The 302-nt window shown below is 63.2% G+C and carries 1 protein-coding gene; it reads right to left on the bottom strand.

Annotated features, from left to right (window positions below):
- Window positions 1-302: transketolase-like TK C-terminal-containing protein (locus ACLRGI_RS08570; protein WP_419201245.1), on the bottom strand; the 302-nt coding region annotated here is incomplete at both ends.

The following is a 302-nucleotide window of genomic DNA, read 5'->3' as shown; positions in this document are numbered from 1 at the left end:
TGGAGGGTTTTGGCGACGATGGAGTGGGTGTCGTTTTTGAAGTAGCGGCGTGCGGCTTGGCGGGTGTCGGAGAAGCCGAAGCCGTCTGCTCCGAGGGAGGCGAAGTCGTTGGGGATGAATTGGCGGATTTGGTCGGGGACGGCTTTCATGTAGTCGGACACGGCGATGACGGGTCCGGTGGTGCCTGCGAGTTGTTCGGTGATGAACGGGGTGCGGGCGGGTTGGCCGGGGTTGAGGAAGGCGTGTTCTTCGGCGGCGAGTCCGTCGCGTCGGAGTTCGTTCCAGGAGGTCACGGAGTAGAC

Origin of the sequence: Paenarthrobacter sp. PPS72, from assembly GCF_048537125.1 — a bacterium.
GTDB lineage: Bacteria > Actinomycetota > Actinomycetes > Actinomycetales > Micrococcaceae > Arthrobacter > Arthrobacter nitroguajacolicus_E.
The sequence above is the reverse complement of the archived record's forward strand: the minus strand, read 5'-3'. Positions and strand labels throughout refer to the sequence as shown.